Below are 17,394 nucleotides of genomic sequence, written 5' to 3' on the forward strand. Positions count from 1 at the left end.
AAGGTCCTGATCATGTCCCCTGCCGTTGTCCTTTCGCCGCGCCCGCTGGCGCTTGCCGTTGCCGCCCTGCTGGCCGGCAGCGCTCTGACCGCCCACGCCGAAACCGACGCCACCGATATCGACACGGTGCACGTCACCGCCTCGCAGATCGCGCGCCAGGCCCTGGGTACCTCCACCATCACCGCAGAGGACATCGCCAGGCGCCCGCCGGCCAACGACATCGCCGAGCTGCTGCGCACCATGCCCGGCGTCAACCTGACCGGCAACAGTGCCTCGGGCCAGTACGGCAACAACCGCCAGATCGATCTGCGTGGCATGGGCCCGGAAAACACCCTGATCCTGGTCGACGGCAAGCGCATCGGTGCGCGTGACGCCGTGCGCATGGGCCGCAGCGGTGAGCGCAATACCCGCGGCGATACCAACTGGGTGCCGGCGGAAATGATCGAGCGCATCGAAGTGCTGCGTGGCCCTGCAGCGGCACGTTATGGCTCGGGTGCTTCCGGTGGCGTGGTCAACATCATCACCAAGCGCCCGACCGGCGACCTGACCGGCGCGGTCGACCTGTATGGCCTGGTGCCCGAGCACAGCGCCGAAGGCGGCAGCGAGCGCGTCGGCCTGCAGCTGAGCGGGCCGATGACCGACACCCTGTCGTTCCGCCTGTACGGCAATCTCAACAAGACCGACGCCGATTCGCTGGAACTCAATCGTGACTTCGCGACGAATCCGAACGCGGTGCCGCCGGCCGGTCGCGAGGGCGTCAAGAACCGCGATGTCAACGCGCTGCTGCGCTGGGACGTGACCGCCAACCAGGTGGTCGAATTCGAAGCCGGCACCAGTCGCCAGGGCAACATCTATGCTGGCGACCGCGCGGTCAGCACCACCGGTACCTCGACACCGATCGATCTGGGGGCGTTGGCCGAGCAGCAGGCCGAGACCAACCGCATGTACCGCAACACCGGCGCGATCACCCATCGCGGCCGCTGGGGTGATGTGACCTCGCGGGTAACGGCTGCAGTGGAGGCGGTGAACAACTCGCGCATCAACGAAGGCCTGGCCGGTGGCCCGGAGGGCAGCTTCAACGGCACCGACTGGTCGACCTCGCGCCTGCGCAACTACCAGCTGGACGGCGAAGTCAGTTTCCCGACCACGCTGGGTGGTGCCGAGAACATCTGGACGCTGGGCTTTGAATACCTGGACAGCCGCCTGACCGACCCGTACTCGATGAGCCAGTCCAGCAGCAGCGGCGGCGGCATCCCGGGGCTGTCGGCCGATCGCGCACGCGGCAAGTCCGACGCGCAGACCACCGCCGTGTTCGTGGAAGACAACATCTACCTGGGCGAGCGCTGGATCGTCACCCCGGGCCTGCGCTTCGACCACCACAGCCAGTTCGGCAACAACACCAGCCCCAGCCTCAACGCGCAGTTCCGCATCAACAGCGACTGGGTGGTGAAGGGCGGTATCGCCCGTGCATTCAAGGCGCCGAACCTGTACCAGTCGAATCCGGACTATCTGTATTACACCCGGGGCAATGGCTGCCCGAATGCACTGCCGAGCCTGGGCGCCGGCTGCTACATGCGCGGCAACTCGGACCTGAAGGCGGAAACCAGCCTGAACAAGGAACTGGGTATCGAGTGGGCACCGCAGAGCGGCTGGCAAGCGTCGTTGACCTACTTCCACAACGACTACAAGGACAAGATCCAGGCCGGGTACAACCAGATCGGGCTGACCGCCGACACCAAGGGCCGCATCTTCCGCTGGGAGAACGCACCCAAGGCGATCGTGCAGGGTCTGGAAGGCAACCTGGTGGTCCCGCTGCTGGGCGAGCAGGGCAACCGCCTGAAGTGGAGCAACAACTTCACCTACATGGTGGAGAACGAGAACAAGAGCACCGGCCAGCCGCTGTCGGTAATTCCGAAGTACACCGTCAACACGATGCTGGACTGGCAGGCCACCGACAAGCTGTCGCTGCTGCTGACCGGCACCTTCTACGGCAAGCAGAAGCCGGCCACCACCAACATCAACAATGATCCGCGCTGCACCGGCACCTGCGATCCGTCGATCGCGCTGCAGGACCGTGGTGCGTACAACATCTGGGGCGTGAGCGCGCTACAAGGTGACCGAGACGGTCAGCTTCGGTTTCGGCGTGAACAACCTGGCCGACAAGCGCCTGTTCCGCGAGGCCAACAGCAGCGATGCCGGCGCGGCGACCTACAACGAGCCGGGCCGCGCGTACTGGGCCAGCCTGCGCTTCGGGTTCTGACCGCAGGCGGACGTCGGTCCGCTGCGTCCGCCAGGCGTGGCCTGGCGTTGCCGGCCGCGCTCCGGTAGCGCCGGGCCATGCCCGGTGAGGGACCGCGTGGCCTGCAATGTTATAAACACCGTGATAGTTTCCCAACGCCCTCCGGCGTAGCCTGCCTCCCATCGCAAAGGAGCTGTTGCCATGGGCCACGACCACGATCACCTGCCATCCGAGATCCGCCACGAGAAACCCTTGTGGTGGGCGCTCGGCCTGACCTCCACCTTCCTCGTCGTCGAGGTGGTGGGCGCGTTCTGGACCAACAGCCTGGCGCTGCTGTCCGACGCGGCGCACATGGCTACCGACGCTTTAGCGCTGATGATCGCGCTGGTCGCGGTGCGGCTGAGCCGGCGCCCGCCGGACGCGCGCCGCACCTACGGCTATGCACGCCTGGAAGCGCTGGGCGCGATGATCAATGGCGCGATGCTGTTCGTGGTCGCCGGCTATATCCTGTGGGAGGCCATTGGACGTTTCCGCGAGCCGCAGGAGATTGCCTCGTCGGGCATGCTGGTGATTGCCGCGGCGGGCCTGGTCATCAACCTGATCTCGATGCGCCTGCTGCAGGCCGGCAGCGGCGAGAGCCTCAACGTGAAGGGTGCCTACCTGGAAGTGTGGGCAGACATGCTCGGCTCGGTGGCCGTGATTGCTGGCGCGCTGTTGATCAAGTGGACCGGCTGGAAGCCGATCGACCCGATCCTGGCGGTGCTGATCGGCCTGTGGGTACTGCCGCGCACCTATGTGCTGATGCGCGAAGCGATCAACGTGCTGCTGGAAGGCGTGCCCAAGGGCATGGACGTGGCCAAGGTGCGCGACAGCCTGTCCGGCCACGCTGCGGTACTGGACGTGCATGACCTGCATGTGTGGGCGCTGGCCTCCAGCACCCCGGCGCTGACCGCGCACATCGTGATGCGCGACGGCACCGATGCCGATGCGCTGCGTCGTGATCTGGGCGGGCGCCTGCACGATGACTTCGGCATCGAGCACGTGACACTGCAGATCGAAGCGGACCACTGCGGCGAAGCCTGTGGTGAGCCGGCGCCGGCCAAGGGCGGCGAGCACGAGGGCCATGAAGGCCATGACCACGGCGAGGACGCGCAGGGCCATCGCGGCCACGTGCATCGCTGATCGAGAATGCAGGGGCGTCGATCGGGTCAAGCCGCCTGGATGAAGCCGGCTTGGTAGAGTCGACTGTTAGTCGACTATCGCGCGCAGCGCGGGCTTTTTCGCGACCTTGCCGACGAGCAGTCGACTAACAGTCGACTCTACCCCGCCGCGAGGCCAGCCGATCCGCCAGCCGGGTCGGCTCCGGCAGCCGGTAACCGCGCAGCGTGCGCTGCACCCAGTCCAGCGCGGTATCCGCACTGACCCGATGGCCACCGGCCACGAACAGCGGTTTGCAGCGCAGCTTGCTGCGCAGCACCCAGCCCAGTTGCTCATCGCCATCCAGCAGCGGCGTATGCGCACCGGCCTCGGCGCCCGGTTCGACGAACCGGCCCACCAGTTTCGACTTGGCGACGCCGATGCTTGGCAGGTCGGTGACCACACCGAGGTGAGCGGCCACCCCCAGCCGGCGCGGGTGGCTGATGCCATGGCCATCGACGAACACCAGGTCCGGCGTGCGTGGCAGCAGCGCGAGTGCGGCCAGCAATGCCGGCAGCTCGCGGAAGCTGAGCAGGCCGGGGATATAGGGCATCACCGTGGGGATGCGCGCGATCTCCTGCGCCACGGGCTGCAGCGTTTCTGCGTCCAGCAGTACCGCCGCGGCGCGGGTGATGGCGCCATCGTCCTCGAAGCCGACATCCAGCCCGGCCAGCCAGCGCACGTTGCGTGGCAGCCGGTCCTGGCGCTCCACGCGGCCAGCCAGCTGGATCTGCTGCTTGCGTGCCGCAGCGACGCTGCCTTCCCAGCGCCCGGGGTCGATCACCGTATTCATTGGTCACAGCATCGCATGCGCGGTGCCACGGCCCGGTGAGCGGCGCCCGGGGCTACAATGGCGGCCTGCCTTTCCTCGCGTTGGAGACCCTGCAGTGACCCGTAAACTCGTACTGTTGCGCCATGGCCAGAGCCAGTGGAACCTGGACAATCGCTTCACCGGCTGGGTCGATGTCGACCTGACCGAGCAGGGGCGCCGGGAAGCGGCCGCTGCGGGTCGCCTGATGCGCGAGGAAGGCCTGCAGTTCGACGTTGCCCACACCTCCGTGCTCAAGCGCGCCATCCACACCCTGCAGGGTGCCCTGGCCGAGCTGGAACAGGACTGGCTGCCGGTGAACAAGTCCTGGCGCCTCAACGAACGCCATTACGGCGGCCTGCAGGGCCTGGACAAGGCCGAGACCGCCGCCAAGCACGGCGAGGACCAGGTCAAGGTGTGGCGTCGTTCGTACGATATCCCGCCGCCGGCCATGGACCTGGAGGATCCGGGCCACCCGATCCATGACCGCCGCTACGCTGGCCTGGACCGCAACGCGCTGCCGGGCACCGAATCGCTGGCCACCACGCTGGACCGCGTGCTGCCGTACTGGCACGACGCCATCGCGCCGCAGCTGAAGGACGGCAAGACCGTGCTGGTCACCGCCCACGGCAATTCGCTGCGCGCTGTACAAGTACCTCAACAACGTCTCGCGCGAGGAAATCCTCGAGCTGAACATCCCGACCGGCATCCCGCTGCTGTTCGAGCTGAACGACGACCTGACGGTCAAGTCGTTCCGCTACCTGGGCGACCCGGAAGCAGCGCGCAAGGCCGCTGAAGCCGTGGCCAACCAGGGCAAGGCGAAATAAAACAGAAGGCCGGCGCAAGCCGGCCTTCGCTTTTTGTAGAGTCGAGCCATGCTCGACTGCTGTTGGCCTCTTGCCGCAAGGACAATAAACCCGGAACGGAGAGCAGTCGAGCATGGCTCGACTCTACATAAGCGCGTCCTGTGACCTTTGGCCGGTCCCACCGCAGGCCTCCCCGGCTACCCTGTGAAATTACCCGCAGGAGAGCCTCATGAACGTCCGCAACCTGGTCCCGCTGGGCCTGACCATCGCCATCGCTGCCTCGCTGGCGGCCTGTGGCAAGAATGAAACCGCGCCGGCGGCCAGCGCCGACGCCAAGCCGGCCTTCGACCTGTCGCAGATCAAGACGCCGCTGATCTCGCTCAACAGCGCCGACCTGGATCCGTCCATCTCGGCCTGTACCGACCTCAACGGCTTCGTCAACAGCAAGTGGCTGAAGGCCAACCCGGTGCCGGGCGACCAGACCACCTGGGGCAGCTTCGAGATCCTGCGCGAGCGCTCGCTGGAAGTGCAGCACGCACTGGTGCAGCAGGCCGCGGCCAGCCAGGCCAAGGCCGGCTCGGTGGAAGCCAAGATCGGTGACATCTGGAAGACCGGCAACGATGAAGCCAAAATCGAAGCCGCCGGCCTGGCGCCGCTGCAGCCGCAGCTGGACAAGATCACCGCGCTGAACGATACCGCCGCCATCACCCAGTACCTGCGCGACAGCCAGGCCGAGGGCAAGGGCGTGCTGTTCTCGCTGTTCGCCAATGCCGACTACAAGGATTCGGCCAACGTCATCACCTATGTCGGCCAGGGCGGCCTGGGCCTGCCGGAGAAGGGCTACTACTTCGATGACGCGCAGGCCAAGATCCGCGACGCCTACGTGGCCTACATCGCGCTGGTGCTGACCCTGTCCGGCGCGGACGCGGCGCAGGCCGCCGAGCAGGCCAAGGCCGTGATGGCCTTCGAAACCCGCCTGGCCAAGGCCTCGATGTCGCGCATCGAAATGCGCGACCCGGCCAAGCGCTACAACCCGCTCAGCGCGGCTGACGCCGACAAGCTGACCCCGAACTTCAGCTGGACCGCGCTGTTCGACACCCTGAAGGTGCCGGCCGCGCAGAAGTTCTCGCTGGCGCAGCCGGGCTTCTTCGGTGAAATGGACAAGATGCTCGCCGATGTGCCGGCCAGCACCTGGCAGGCCTACCTGCGCTTCCACACCATCGACGACGCCTCGCCGTACCTGAGCAGCCAGTTCGAGAAGGCCAACTTCGATTTCTATGGCACCACCCTGCGTGGCCAGAAGGAAATGCAGCCGCGCTGGAAGCGCGTGCTGGAGTCGGTCAACGGTGGCATGGGTGAAGCCCTGGGCCAGCTGTACGTCGACGCCGTGTTCCCAGCCGAGTCCAAGGTGGCCATGCAGCACCTGGTGGAGAACCTCTCGGTGGCGCTGAAGGCGCGCCTGGAGCAGCTGCCGTGGATGGGCGAAGAGACCAGGAAGAAGGCGCTGGAGAAGTGGGCCAGCTTCACCCCGAAGATCGGCTACCCGGACAAGTGGCGTGAGTGGACGGGCCTGCAGACCAACGGTGACAGCTACCTGGGCAACATGCAGGCTGCGCGCGCGTTCAACTATCGCTACATGCTGGACAAGATCGGCAAGCCGGTGGACAAGACCGAGTGGGGCATGACCCCGCAGACCGTCAACGCCTACTACAACGCCACCAAGAACGAGATCGTGTTCCCGGCCGCCATCCTGCAGGCGCCGTTCTTCGACGCCAAGGCCGATCCGGCGCTGAACTACGGCGGCATCGGTGCGGTCATCGGCCACGAGATGATGCACGGCTACGACGACTCGGGCAGCCAGTTCGCTGCCAACGGCAACTTCGACAACTGGTGGACCGACGCCGACCGCAAGGCCTTCACCGAACGTACCGACCAGCTGGTCGCGCAGTTCGATGGCTATGAATCGGTGCCGGGCGTGTTCGTGAAGGGCAAGCTGACCCTGGGCGAGAACATCGGCGACCTGGGCGGCTTGACCGTGGCCTACGACGCGCTGCAGATGGCGCTGAAGGAAGACCCGAAGGCGAACGTGGAAGTCGACGGCCACAGCCAGGACCAGCGCTTCTTCATGAACTGGGCCACCGTTTGGCGCCGCAACTTCACCGATGGTGAGCTGCGTGTGCGCCTGAACACCGACCCGCATGCCCCGGCCAACTTCCGTGCCAACGGCGCGCCGTCGAACATGCCGTCGTATGCCGCTGCGTTCCAGTGCAAGGCCGGCGACGCGATGGTGCGTGCCGACGACAAGCGCGTGGTGATCTGGTAATCGATCATCCGTGATGCGTGATGCAGAAGGCCCGGCGAATGCCGGGCCTTTTGTTTGTCTGATCGGTAGCGCCGGGCCATGCCCGGCGGATCTCAGGCCAGCGCTGGTTCCTGCGCCAGCATGCGATGGAAGCGCTGCAGCACATAGGGATCGATCAGGCCGCCGGACTGCTCGTCGATGATGCGCAACGCAGTCTCGCGTTCCATCGCCGCGCGGTAGGGGCGTACGCTGGTCATGGCATCGTAGGCATCCGCAACGGTGACGATGCGTGAGCCCAGCGGAATGCTCTCGCCACGCAGGCCGTCGGGATAGCCGCTGCCATCGAAGGCTTCGTGATGGGCGCGGATCAGTCGCGCGACCGGTGCTGCATCGCTGCGGCCGGTGGCCAGGAAGATGTGTTCGCCGCGCACCGGATGCTCGCGCATGATCGCGCGTTCCTCGTCGGTATGCCGACGCGGTGTCAGCAGTACATCGTCGGGAATGCCGATCTTGCCGATGTCATGGAAGCGCGCGGCCAGGCCGATCTGCGAACAGGCATCGTCGTCGAGATCGCAGTGCGTGGCCAGGCGCTGCGCGAGCAGGCCAACGCGGTCGCAATGGTGGCGGGTGTAGGCGTCGCGCATCTGCAGCGACATCGAGAGGGCATCGATCAGGCAGGCCTGTGCGTGCAGCAGGTCGGGGGCGGGTACGGCGTCAGGAAACATGGTCATCCGCCCGCACCGGGTGGGGACCGGTGCGGGGTGTTCGGGGGGGCGATCAACCCGGGGCGAGGGTGGTCAGAAGGGCGCGGGCCGCATTGAAGCGGTCTTCCGGCAGCGGCAGCGGGTGCTTGATGCGCAGCTTGTCAGGCCCTTCCATGGCGTAGAGATTGGGTTGTTTCTGGATCAGCTGGATCACCGCCATCGGGTCGATGTTCGGCTTGGACTCGAACACGATGCGGCCACCGTTCTCGCCCAGGTCCAGCTTGCGGATGCCGAGGGTGTTGGCCTTCAGCTTCAGCTCGGCGATGGCGAACAGGTGCTTGGCCGCATCCGGCAGCAGGCCGAAGCGGTCGATCATCTCCACCTGCAGTTCGCGCAGCGCATCACTGTCGCGCGCTGGAAATGCGCTTGTACAGGGTCAGGCGGGTGTGCACGTCCGGCAGGTAGTCTTCCGGAATCAGCGCCGGCACATGCAGCTCGACCTCGGCACCGCGCACTTCCTCGCCGGCATCCAGGTCGGGCAGTTTGCCCTGCTTGATGCTGCGCACCGCGCGCTCCAGCAGCTCGGTGTAGAGGCTGAAGCCGACCTCGGCCATCTGCCCGCTCTGGTCCTCGCCCAGCAGTTCACCGGCACCGCGGATTTCCAGATCGTGCGTGGCCAGGGTGAAGCCGGCACCGAGCTCGTCCATCGACGCGATCGCTTCCAGGCGCTTTTCCGCATCCGGGGTGATCGAGCGGCGGTCGGGCGCCACCAGGTAGGCGTAGGCGCGGTGGTGCGAACGACCGACGCGGCCACGCAGCTGGTGCAGCTGGGCCAGGCCGAAGCGATCGGCGCGGTTGATGATGATGGTGTTGGCGTTGGGGATGTCGATGCCCGATTCGATGATCGTGGTCGACAGCAGTACGTTGAAGCGCTGCTTCTGGAAATCAAGCATCACCTTTTCCAGCTCGCGCTCGGGCATCTGCCCGTGGGCGATGCCGATGCGCGCCTCCGGCACCAGCTCGGACAGCTCGCGCTGCATGCGGCCGATGCTTTCCACGTCGTTGTGCAGGAAGTACAGCTGGCCACCACGCGCCAGCTCGCGCTGGAAGGCTTCGCGCAGCAGCGCATTGTCCCACTGGGTGATGAAGGTCTGCACCGCCAGCCGGTTCGGCGGCGGCGTTGCGATGATCGACAGGTCGCGCAGGCCGGCCATGGCCATGTTGAGCGTGCGCGGAATCGGCGTGGCGGTCAGGGTCAGCAGGTGCACGTTGGCGCGAAGCGCCTTCAGCGCTTCCTTCTGGCGTACGCCGAAACGCTGCTCCTCGTCGACGATGACCATGCCCAGGTCCTTGAACTTCACGTCCGGCTGCAGCAGGCGATGGGTACCGACGATGACGTCGATGGTGCCGGCGGCGACCTTCTCCAGCTCGGCCTTGATTTCCTTGGTGGTCTTGAAGCGCGACAGCACCTCGACCTTCAGCGGGTAATCGGCGAAGCGGTCGCGGAAGTTGCGGTAGTGCTGTTCGGCCAGCAGCGTGGTCGGCACCAGCACGGCCACCTGCTTGCCGGCACTGGCGGCGGCGAACGCGGCGCGCACCGCCACCTCTGTCTTGCCGAAGCCGACGTCGCCGCAGACCACGCGGTCCATTGGCTGGCTGCTGGCCAGGTCGCGCAGGGTGGCGTCGATCGCGGCCAGCTGGTCCGGCGTTTCCTCGAACGGGAAGCCGGCCGCGAACGGCTCGTACATCGCGCGGTCCACCTGCAGTGCCAGGCCGGCACGCGCCTGGCGGCGGGCCTGGATCTCCAGCAGCTCGGCGGCGACGTCGCGCACCTTCTCGGCGGCCTTGCGCTTGGCCTTGCTCCACTGCTCACCACCGAGCGAATGCAGCGGCGCGGTTTCCGCCGAAGCGCCGGAGTAGCGGCTGATCAGGTGCAGCTGGGCCACCGGCACATACAGGCGGTCGCCCTTGGCGTATTCGATTTCCAGGAACTCGCCGGGCATGCCGCCGACGTCCATCGCGATCAGGCCGCGGTAGCGGCCGACGCCATGGTCCTCGTGCACGATCGGCGCACCCTCGGTCAGTTCGCCGAGGTCGCGGATGATCGCTTCCGGCTCGCGGCCGGCACGGCGCGTGCGGCGGGTGCTGCCGGCGCGCTCGGGGAACAGCTGGCGCTCGGTCAGCACCGCGATGCGCGGATCGTCCAGTGCGAAGCCATCCTCCAGCGGCGCCACCGCGATCGCGAAGCGCGCATCGTCGGCGAGGAAGCTGGGCAGGTCGGCCACCACCGGCGGCTTCAGCTCGGCGGCCTGCAGCACTTCCAGCAGGGCCTCGCGACGCCCGGGCGAATCGGCGGCGATCAGCACCCGGCCCGGATAATGGCCGAGGAAGGATTTCAGCGCGTCGCCAGCGGGGGCCTCGCGCGCGGCCACCGGCAGCGGCGGCAGCGGCTGGTCGCCCAACGCATGGGCATCGGCGATGCGCGCGTGGTCAGCCGACCACACTTCGATGCGCGGGGCATCGTTCAGACGCTCGCGCAGTAGTTCCGGCGACAGGTACAGCGCCGATGGCGGCAGCAGCGGCCGTTCCACATCGTGGCGGCGCTGCTCGTAACGCTCGCCGGTCTGCGCCCAGAACGCCTCGGCGGCTTCGCCGGCACCGGCGCAGACCACCGGCAGGCTGCCGTCGGGCAGGTAGTCGAACAGGGTCGCGGTGCGTTCGAAGAACAGCGGCAGGTAGTACTCGACGCCGGCCGGGGCCAGCCCGGACTTCAGATCCTGGTACAGCGCGCTGCGCCGGGTATCGACATCGAAGCGTTCGCGCAGCGTGGCCAGCACGCGGGCGATGCTGGCATCGTCCATCGGCACTTCGCGGCCGGGCAGCATGTGCACCGACTCGACCTTGTCCAGCGAGCGCTGGCTTTCCGGGTCGAACGCACGAATCGAATCAATGTCCTCGTCCAGCAGTTCCACCCGCAGCGGCTCGTCGGCGCCCATCGGGAACACGTCGAGCAGGCCACCACGCACGGCGAAATCGCCCGGGTCCATCACCTGCGGTACGTTGCGGTAGCCGGCGCTTTCCAGGCGGCGCTTCTCGGCTTCCAGATCCAGGCGCTGGCCGACCTTCAGGTCGAAGCTGCCACCGATCACGTAGCTGCGCGGGGCCAGCTGCTGCAGCAGGGTCTGCACCGGCACGATCACCAGGCCGCGCTTCAGCGTGGGCAGGCGGTGCAGGGCGGACAGTCGCTGCGAAATGATGTCCGGATGCGGGCTGAAGCGGTCGTAGGGCAGGGTTTCCCAGTCCGGGAAGGCCACCACCGGCAGGGCCGGGTCACCGCCGAGCAGGGTCTGCAGGTCGGCTTCGAGCTGGTTGGCACCGTGGTTGTCACGGGCGATCACCAGCAGCGGGGCGTCGTGCGCACGCGCGGCCTGGGCCAGGTACCAGGCCAGGGCGGTCGGCGATGCGGGGGCGCGCCACCAGGCGCGGAGCTGGCCGGCGCGCGGCAGCGGCGGGGCGGGGTATGAGGTACGCGACATGGACCCCGGATTTTAGCAGAAGCCCGATCGAAGCCCGGTGGGTCATGCCGGCCGTTGGCCGACGGCCTCACGTGCCGTTGGGGGAACACAATGCCGGCCAGCGGCCGGCACTACCGGGAGGCATGGCCGGGCACGCCCGGCGAATCCATCAGTTGTCCAGCTCCAGCACCATCCGCACCAGGCCTTCGGCACCGGTCGGGTGCGGCACCGGCTTGAAGCCCAGCGAGGCGGCCAGCTGCTTCATCGGCTCGTTCTCGGCGGCAACGTCGCCGTACAGGCGGTCCAGGTACTTGCCGCGGCCCCACTTCACCAGCTTGCGCATCAGCTGCCGGCCGAGGCCTTGGCCGATCAGGAAGCGGCTGATCAGGATCGCGTACTCGGCTTCACGGGTGCCGGGGATGATCGAGGCCCGGGCGACCGCGCCGACCACCGCTTCGCCAGCGGGCAGGGATTCGGCAGCGACCAGGGTGATCTCGGTCTTGGGATTCGGGTGGGTCAGGCGCTGGGTGGTTTCCGGCGACAGCTCGGTCACCGCCTGCAGGAAACGATCACGGATTTCTTCCGGCCCGAACAGGCTGAACGCCGCTTGCAGCGGTGCGCCATCTTCCGGGCGGATGGGGCGGATCAGCAGCTCGTGGCCGCTGGGAGCCTTGAAGATCTCATGCCAGGGCGGCATGCGGTTGCGAGTGGCCATACCGGGTGATTCCTTGGTGGTCCATCGATTGTGGCATCACCGGGGCTGCATTCCGTGAACGAAAGGCTCACGGCGGTACAGCCTCGTGAAGGCCGTTATTCGGGTGCTTTGAGCCAATCCAGGCGGGTGCTGGCCCCGGGTTCACCCAGGTGCTGGCGCAGCGCCGGCAGGGCCGGGCCGACCACCCGGTCGAACTGCCAGGGCGGGTTGAGCAGCAGCATGCCGCTGCCGTTGAGGCGCAGCGGTGAGTCGTCCGGGCGCACCAGGAACTCGATCGTCATCGCCGATTTCACCGGCAGGGCGGTGGCCTTGCGCAGGAAATGCAGGATGGTGCGGCGCTGCTTGATCGGGAACCAGACCGCACAGGTGGCCTGCGGCCAGCGCGCCAGGGTCTCGGCCAGGGCGGCCAGGACCGCCTGGTATTCGGCATCCTGGGCTTCGTAGGGCGGGTCGATCAGCACCAGGCCACGGCCGATCTTGCTGCCGTTGAACTTCGGCGGCAGCAGCGAACGCAGCAGCGCATAGCCATCGCCCGCCCGCACGTCGACGCGGCTGTCATGGGCGAACAGGGCCTTCAGCGTGGCCGTTTCGGCTTCCTGCAGCTCACAGACCGCCATGCGGTCCTGCGCGCGCATCGCCTGCGCGCTCAACAGCGGCGAGCCGGGGTAGTTGGTCAGCGCGCCGACCGGATTGTCGGCCTGCACCGCCTTCAGGTAGCGCTCGACCACCTCCGGCAGCTTGGGCTGGGCCATCAGCCGCATGATCCCGGATTCAGCCTCGAGGGTCTTGCGGCTCTCTTCGCTGGCCAGCAGGTAGCGGCCGGCGCCGCCGTGGGTGTCGAGCACGAAGAACGGGCTGTCCTTGCGCTTGAAGCTGTCGATCAGGGCCAGCTGCACGATGTGCTTGAGCACATCGGCGTGGTTGCCGGCATGGAAGGCGTGGCGATAGTTCATGGGCGGCAGTGTACGGGGCGGCGGCCGCAGCGGCTATGCTGCGCGCCATGACAGCTCCTGTTGCCCATGTCCTGGTGGTCGAGGACGAAGCCGCCATCGCCGAAACCGTGCTCTATGCGCTGCGCAGCGAGGGCTATGCCGCCAGTCACTGCCTGTTGGGCGGTGAGGCCCTCCAGCGGCTGCAGGCCGGCGATATCGATGTGCTGGTGCTGGACGTGGGCCTGCCCGATCTCGGCGGCTTCGAGGTCTGCCGGCGGCTGCGTGCACAGCCGGGGCCGGCGGCGCAGCTGCCGGTGATCTTCCTGACCGCGCGCAACGACGAAGTGGACCGCGTGCTCGGCCTGGAGCTGGGCGCCGACGACTACATGACCAAGCCGTTCTCGCCGCGCGAACTGGTGGCAAGGGTGCGTGCGCGCCTGCGCCGCGCGGCGCCGGTCGTCGCAGCGCCCAGCGCCGATGCGGGCTGGCAGGAGCATGGCGCGTTCGCCATTGACCGCGAGGGCCGGCGCATCCGCTTCCGCGGCCATGCGCTGGACCTGACCCGCTATGAGTACGCACTGCTGGAAGCGCTGCTGCAGCGCCCGGGTGCCATCCTCAGCCGCGCGCAGCTGATGGACCGGGGCTGGGACAGCAGTGCCGACAGTGCCGACCGCACCGTCGACACCCATGTAAAGACGTTGCGCGCCAAGCTGCGCGCGGCCGGTGCCAGCGACGATCCGATCCGTACCCACCGTGGCCTCGGCTACGCGCTGGAGGTCTAGCCGATGCGCCTGGTGCTGAAGCTGTTCCTCGGCTTCTTCCTGATCACCGGCATCGCCGCGTTCTTCGTGATGCGCGTGTTCGTCAACGAGGTGAAGCCCGGTGTGCGCCAGGCGATGGAATCGACCCTGGTCGATGCGGCCAACGTGCTGGCCGAGATGGCCGCCGCCGACGTCAAGGACGGCACCATCCGCAGCGGCAGCTTCACCCGCAACCTGGCCAAGGCGCGGCAGCGCGACCTGAAGGCGATGGTCTGGCGTTTCCCCAAGCGCTCGCTGGATTACCGGGTGACCATCACCGACGCCAAGGGCATCGTCATCTACGATTCGCTGGGCCGTGATCTCGGCCGCGACAACTCGCGCTGGAACGATGTCTACCGCACCCTGCGCGGTGAGTACGGCGCACGTTCCAGCCCCGAGATTGCCGGCGAAGAGGGCGATACGGTGATGCATGTGGCGGCGCCGGTGTACGACCCGGCCGACGGCCGCACGCTGATCGGCGTGCTCAGCCTGGCCCAGCCCAACCGCAGCATCGATCCGTTCATCGCCGCCAGCCAGCGCGCCATCATCGAGCGGGGTGCGTGGCTGATCGGGCTGTCGGCGCTGGTCGGCGTGCTGGTGACGATGTGGCTGACCACGGGCCTCGGCCAGCTCAGCCGCTATGCACGCGCGGTCAGCGCGGGCGAACCGGTGCCACCACCACGGCGCCGCCGCGACGAGATCGGCGATCTCGGCCAGGCGCTGGAAACGATGCGCCAGAAGCTCGAAGGCAAGGCCTACGTCGAGCATTACGTGCAGTCGCTGACGCACGAGATGAAGAGCCCGCTGGCGGCGATCCGCGGTGCCGCCGAGCTGCTGCAGGAGCCGTTGCCCGAGGCCGACCGCGTGCATTTCGCGCGCAGCATCGTCGACCAGCAGGAGCGGCTGACCGAGACCATCGACAAGCTGCTGGCGCTGGCCGAAGTGGAACAGCACGGCTGGCTGCAGACGCGTGACCCGATCGCGCTGCCGGCATTGCTGGCCGATGCGACGGCGGCCGCGCAGGTGCGCGCGCAGGCGGCCGGCGTGCAGGTCCGCATCGGCAGCGTGCCCGACCTGCGGGTGCAAGGCGACGCCTACCTGCTGCGGCAGGCACTGCACAACCTGATCGACAACGCGATTGCCTTCTCGCCAGCCGGCGCGGAGATCGCGCTGCAGGCCGAGGTGGACGGGCAGGGCGTGCGCCTGCAGGTGGCCGACCGTGGCGCCGGCATTCCCGACTACGCGCGTGAGCGGGTGTTCGAACGCTTCTATTCGCTGGCGCGGCCCGGCAGCGGGCGTCGCAGCTCCGGCCTGGGCCTGCCCTTCGTGCAGGAGGTCGCGCGCCTGCATGATGGGCGTGCCAGCGTGGATATCCGCGAGGGCGGCGGCACCGTGGCCAGCCTGTGGCTGCCGTTGAGTGCGCCGGGCCAGCGCCCGCGCCGCTGACTTCACACTCGCTTCAAATTCGCCACAAACCCTGCTCACTGCGGCGGTCCATCCTGCAGCCCTCTCCAACGAGGATGGACCATGAAATCCCTGAAGATGCTGCTGCGGTTCGCCATTGTCGGCGGGCTGATCCTGCTGCTGCTGGTGCCGCTGACGATGATCCGCGGGGTCATCAACGAACGTAGCGCGTACCGCGACGAGGCCTTCTCACGGGTGGCCGACAGCCGCGCCGGTGCACAGCAGCTGGTGGGCCCGGTGCGGGTGGTGCCGTGGGTGGAACGCAAGCAGGTTGAACTGGTTGACCCGCTGGGCGTCAAGAAGACCGAGGTGCAGGTCACCGAGGGGCACTGGCTGCAGATGCCGGCGTCGCTGGAGGTGGGCGGCGAGATGCTGCCGAGCCAGCGTGAGGTCGGCCTGTTCAAGGTGCCGGTATACAGCTGGAACGGCCAGATGAAGGCGACGTTCGCTGCAGACGACTATCCGGTGAAGGCCGGCCGCAGCTACGGCCAGCCGTATGTGGCGGTGGGCATTTCCGATGTGCGTGGCCTGGTCGGTACGCCGAACCTGCGCGTGGATGGCAAGCAGCTGCGCCTGCTGCCGGGGGTTGGTGCGGCCAGCGAGGTGGGGCGAGGCCTGCACGCACCGGTGGCCGGTTTCGCTGCGGATCAGGGCGGCACGCTGGCTGCCAGCACCGTTGAACTGGAACTGCGCCTGGATGGCAGCCGCATGCTGTCGGTGGTGCCGGTGGGCGATGACACCCACATCGCGCTGCGTTCGAGCTGGCCGCATCCGTCGTTCAGCGGTGCGTTCCTGCCCAACGAGCGCCGTGTCGACGCACAGGGCTTCGATGCGCGCTGGGCGGTGTCTTCGCTGGCCTCCGATGCACAACGACAGCTGCGCAATGATGGTGCGGTCGAGTCGCAGGCGGTGACGGTGTCGCTGGTTGATCCGGTCGATGCCTACACCCAGGCCGACCGTGCCTCGAAATACGGCGTGCTGTTCGTGCTGCTCACCTTCGTCGGCTTCATCCTGTTCGAGCTGATCAGGTCACTGCGCATCCACCCGCTGCAGTACCTCATGGTGGGCCTGGCGCTGGCGATCTTCTTCCTGCTGCTGATCAGCCTGTCCGAGCACATCGCGTTCTGGAAGGCCTACCTGGTTTCGGCGGTGGCCTGTATCGGCCTGCAGGCGGTGTACCTGGCCAACGTGCTGGGCCACTGGAAGCGCGGCCTCGGCTTCGCTGCGCTGCTGACCGTGTTGTATGGCGCGCTGTATGGCCTGCTGGTGTCGGAGAACAACGCGCTGCTGATGGGTTCGCTGCTGCTGTTCGTGATCCTGGCGCTGGCGATGTGGGTGACCCGCCGGGTGGACTGGTACGCGCTCGGCGCGGACCTGAAGTAAGGAGTACGCCATGAGCTGGCGCCAGGGATTGCGGCAACGGGCACGGCAGGGCATTCCGGCCCTGCTGGAAGTGGATGCACTGCTGCAGGCACATGGCGTGCTGGCGGCCCTGCCGGGGGCACGGATCGCCCCCGGTCTGGTCCGCTTCCAGCTGGCAGCGGTGACCTGCGAGGGATTGCAGGGCCAGGGACTGGCCTGGCTGCACGGCGCGCGGCAGGGACGCGGCGCGCTGGCTGGCCGGGTGCCGCGCTACCGGCCATGGAAGGCCGGGGCGGAGGCGCTGGCCGAGATCGGCATCGGCGGCCTGCCCGAGGACTGGCCCGCGCATGCGGCGGTGTACGGCTGCAGCAGCATCGACCGGCGGCACTGGTTGCTGCTGCTGCCGGAACGGGCGCAGTTGTGGCTGGGATGGAGTGGGTGAATCGGTTGTTCATCCACGGCCTGGATCTACTGTCGCTGTCCATGACCGATGGGACGGTATCGGCGCGCCCCTGCTGGCTAGACTCAATGGGTTGATGATCGAGCCGAA

The 17,394-nt window shown here is 67.6% G+C and carries 10 protein-coding genes and 3 pseudogenes; 8 read left to right on the top strand and 5 right to left on the bottom strand.

The features are described from left to right. The first annotated feature begins 12 nt into the window (after window positions 1–12). Window positions 13–2,260 (top strand): annotated as a pseudogene (locus ACZK2V_RS06595) (TonB-dependent siderophore receptor). Between the two features lie 180 nt (window positions 2,261–2,440). Further along, on the top strand, window positions 2,441–3,421 hold the full coding sequence (locus ACZK2V_RS06600; RefSeq protein WP_032127521.1) for a cation diffusion facilitator family transporter: 981 nt from the start codon (window positions 2,441–2,443) through the stop codon (window positions 3,419–3,421). A gap of 124 nt (window positions 3,422–3,545) precedes the next feature. Here the strand turns inward: ACZK2V_RS06600 and nfi are convergent, their stop codons facing one another. Next, window positions 3,546–4,229, bottom strand: a complete 684-nt coding sequence (gene nfi / locus ACZK2V_RS06605; RefSeq protein ID WP_486323031.1) for a deoxyribonuclease V — start codon at window positions 4,227–4,229, stop codon at window positions 3,546–3,548. A 94-nt stretch (window positions 4,230–4,323) separates the two neighbouring features. Here nfi and gpmA point away from each other — a divergent pair. Then, a pseudogene (gene gpmA, locus ACZK2V_RS06610) lies at window positions 4,324–5,071 on the top strand (2,3-diphosphoglycerate-dependent phosphoglycerate mutase). A 208-nt stretch (window positions 5,072–5,279) separates the two neighbouring features. Then, on the top strand, window positions 5,280–7,373 hold the full coding sequence (locus ACZK2V_RS06615) for a M13 family metallopeptidase (RefSeq protein ID WP_486323032.1): 2,094 nt from the start codon (window positions 5,280–5,282) through the stop codon (window positions 7,371–7,373). Between the two features lie 92 nt (window positions 7,374–7,465). Here ACZK2V_RS06615 and ACZK2V_RS06620 read toward each other — a convergent pair whose 3' ends face one another. The 4 genes and pseudogenes from ACZK2V_RS06620 to ACZK2V_RS06635 all read right to left on the bottom strand — a co-directional run bounded on the left by ACZK2V_RS06620 (window position 7,466) and on the right by ACZK2V_RS06635 (window position 13,239). Further along, on the bottom strand, window positions 7,466–8,083 hold the full coding sequence (locus ACZK2V_RS06620; RefSeq protein WP_032127517.1) for an HD-GYP domain-containing protein: 618 nt from the start codon (window positions 8,081–8,083) through the stop codon (window positions 7,466–7,468). A 46-nt stretch (window positions 8,084–8,129) separates the two neighbouring features. Next, window positions 8,130–11,592, bottom strand: a pseudogene (gene mfd, locus ACZK2V_RS06625) (transcription-repair coupling factor). Window positions 11,593–11,740: 148 nt separating this feature from the next. Then, the gene (locus ACZK2V_RS06630; protein WP_004150340.1) at window positions 11,741–12,286 is read right to left on the bottom strand and encodes a GNAT family N-acetyltransferase; all 546 of its coding nucleotides are present in this window, start codon (window positions 12,284–12,286) and stop codon (window positions 11,741–11,743) included. 95 nt (window positions 12,287–12,381) lie between these two features. After that, a complete protein-coding gene (locus ACZK2V_RS06635) occupies window positions 12,382–13,239 on the bottom strand; it encodes a 23S rRNA (adenine(2030)-N(6))-methyltransferase RlmJ (RefSeq protein ID WP_024958156.1) in 858 nt (285 codons plus the stop codon). A gap of 35 nt (window positions 13,240–13,274) precedes the next feature. On the opposite strand from ACZK2V_RS06635, the gene creB reads away from it, so the two are divergent. The 4 genes from creB to ACZK2V_RS06655 all read left to right on the top strand — a co-directional run bounded on the left by creB (window position 13,275) and on the right by ACZK2V_RS06655 (window position 17,286). Next, the gene (creB, locus tag ACZK2V_RS06640) at window positions 13,275–14,000 is read left to right on the top strand and encodes a two-component system response regulator CreB (RefSeq protein ID WP_080355454.1); all 726 of its coding nucleotides are present in this window, start codon (window positions 13,275–13,277) and stop codon (window positions 13,998–14,000) included. Between the two features lie 3 nt (window positions 14,001–14,003). Further along, window positions 14,004–15,464: a two-component system sensor histidine kinase CreC gene (gene creC, locus ACZK2V_RS06645; RefSeq protein ID WP_486323033.1), complete on the top strand. Its 1,461-nt coding sequence runs from the start codon at window positions 14,004–14,006 to the stop codon at window positions 15,462–15,464. Window positions 15,465–15,545: 81 nt separating this feature from the next. Continuing rightward, on the top strand, window positions 15,546–16,865 hold the full coding sequence (creD, locus tag ACZK2V_RS06650) for a cell envelope integrity protein CreD (RefSeq protein WP_049424550.1): 1,320 nt from the start codon (window positions 15,546–15,548) through the stop codon (window positions 16,863–16,865). A gap of 10 nt (window positions 16,866–16,875) precedes the next feature. Next, window positions 16,876–17,286 carry a hypothetical protein gene (locus ACZK2V_RS06655; RefSeq protein ID WP_049399601.1) on the top strand — a complete coding sequence of 137 codons (411 nt, stop codon included), beginning with the start codon at window positions 16,876–16,878 and terminating at the stop codon, window positions 17,284–17,286. The last annotated feature ends 108 nt before the right edge of the window (window positions 17,287–17,394 follow it).

It is taken from the genome of Stenotrophomonas sp. 93052_Sma (assembly GCF_056481145.1).

What these genes read in the sequence shown, in the direction of transcription:
- ACZK2V_RS06600 (WP_032127521.1), top strand. Translation starts at nt 2,441, where the DNA reads ATGGGCCACGACCACGATCACCTGCCATCCGAGATCCGCCACGAGAAA.
- nfi (WP_486323031.1), bottom strand. Translation starts at nt 4,229, where the DNA reads ATGAATACGGTGATCGACCCCGGGCGCTGGGAAGGCAGCGTCGCTGCG.
- ACZK2V_RS06615 (WP_486323032.1), top strand. Translation starts at nt 5,280, where the DNA reads ATGAACGTCCGCAACCTGGTCCCGCTGGGCCTGACCATCGCCATCGCT.
- ACZK2V_RS06620 (WP_032127517.1), bottom strand. Translation starts at nt 8,083, where the DNA reads ATGACCATGTTTCCTGACGCCGTACCCGCCCCCGACCTGCTGCACGCA.
- ACZK2V_RS06630 (WP_004150340.1), bottom strand. Translation starts at nt 12,286, where the DNA reads ATGGCCACTCGCAACCGCATGCCGCCCTGGCATGAGATCTTCAAGGCT.
- ACZK2V_RS06635 (WP_024958156.1), bottom strand. Translation starts at nt 13,239, where the DNA reads ATGAACTATCGCCACGCCTTCCATGCCGGCAACCACGCCGATGTGCTC.
- creB (WP_080355454.1), top strand. Translation starts at nt 13,275, where the DNA reads ATGCTGCGCGCCATGACAGCTCCTGTTGCCCATGTCCTGGTGGTCGAG.
- creC (WP_486323033.1), top strand. Translation starts at nt 14,004, where the DNA reads ATGCGCCTGGTGCTGAAGCTGTTCCTCGGCTTCTTCCTGATCACCGGC.
- creD (WP_049424550.1), top strand. Translation starts at nt 15,546, where the DNA reads ATGAAATCCCTGAAGATGCTGCTGCGGTTCGCCATTGTCGGCGGGCTG.
- ACZK2V_RS06655 (WP_049399601.1), top strand. Translation starts at nt 16,876, where the DNA reads ATGAGCTGGCGCCAGGGATTGCGGCAACGGGCACGGCAGGGCATTCCG.